General features: G+C 61.7%; 1 protein-coding gene. It reads right to left on the bottom strand.

Going from position 1 to position 1,357, the window contains the following annotated elements:
- Nucleotides 1-105 precede the first annotated feature (105 nt).
- Nucleotides 106-1,357: type III glutamate--ammonia ligase (gene glnT / locus EN745_RS34820; protein ID WP_127423314.1), on the bottom strand; the 1,252-nt coding region annotated here is incomplete at its 5' end.

Below are 1,357 nucleotides of genomic sequence, written 5' to 3'. Positions count from 1 at the left end.
GAGTATTTCATAAAGTCATTCCAAGCTCGCTCGCATCGCGCCGATGGTCTTCCTTAACGCATCGGATTCGTCCGAAAACCGCTTCGCACTTTTCGGTCCGATGCTTCAGATATCCAGCGTGTGGTCGCGCTCCCACTGCGTGAAGTGCGAAGCATAGGAATTCCATTCCTGCTGCTTCAGCTTTAGGTAAGCCGACGAGAATTCCTCACCCAGCGCCACCTTCAGCGATTTGTCATTGTCGAACTCGCGCAGCGCGTCGAGCAGGTTGAGCGGCAGTTTCGGCGCATCCGTCACGGTATGGCCGAACTGGTACATGTCGATGTCGTAGCGTTTGCCCGGGTCGGCCTTCGAGCGGATGCCATCGAGACCGGCAGCGATGATGACGGCCTGCAGCAGATACGGGTTGGCTGCACCGTCGGGCAGGCGCAGCTCGAAACGGCCCGGGCCCGGCACGCGCACCATGTGGGTGCGGTTGTTGCCGGTCCAGGTAACCGTGTTTGGCGCCCAGGTCGCGCCCGAAATCGTGCGTGGCGCGTTGATACGTTTGTAGGAATTGACCGTCGGGTTGGTGATCGCCGCAAGTGCCGAGGCATGCTTCATGATGCCGCCAAGGAAGTTCCTGCCCTTTGCGGAAAGGCCGAGCTCCATCGCATTGTCGGCGAAGACATTAGTCTTGCCGGTCTCGTCCCACACCGAGATATGCGCATGGCAGCCATTGCCGGTCAGGCCCTGGAAGGGCTTGGGCATGAAAGTCGCGCGCAGGCCGTGCTTTTCGGCAATCGACTTCACCATGAATTTGAAGAACGAGTGCTTGTCGGCGGTCGCCAGCGCATGGTCGAAGGTCCAGTTCATCTCGAACTGGCCGTTGGCGTCCTCATGGTCGTTCTGGTACGGGCCCCAGCCCAGCGCCAGCATGTGGTCGCAGATCTCAGCGATGACGTCGTAGCGGCGCATCACCGCCTGCTGGTCGTAGCATGGTTTTGAGGCGGTATCGTATTCGTCGGAGATCGCCTTGCCGTCCGGCGAGATCAGGAAGAACTCGGCCTCGACGCCGGTCTTGACATGCATGCCGTCGCGGGCGGCCTCTTCGATCACCCGCTTCAGCGTGTTGCGCGGCGCCTGGCCGACCTCCTTGTCGTCCATGACGCAATTGGCGGCGACCCAGGCGACCTCCGGCTTCCACGGCAACTGTATGACCGAGGCTGGATCCGGCACCGCCAGCATGTCCGGATGCGCCGGGGTGAGATCGAGCCATGTGGCGAAGCCGGCAAAGCCGGCGCCGTCCTTCTGCATGTCGGCGATCGCCTGTGCCGGCACCAGCTTCGCACGCTGCCCGCTAAACAGGTCGGTGTAGGAG

The organism is Mesorhizobium sp. M4A.F.Ca.ET.022.05.2.1 (assembly GCF_003998845.1).
Taxonomy (GTDB): Bacteria; Pseudomonadota; Alphaproteobacteria; order Rhizobiales; family Rhizobiaceae; genus Mesorhizobium.
Note: the sequence above shows the minus strand (reverse complement) of the source record. Positions and strands in the feature narration are given on the sequence as shown.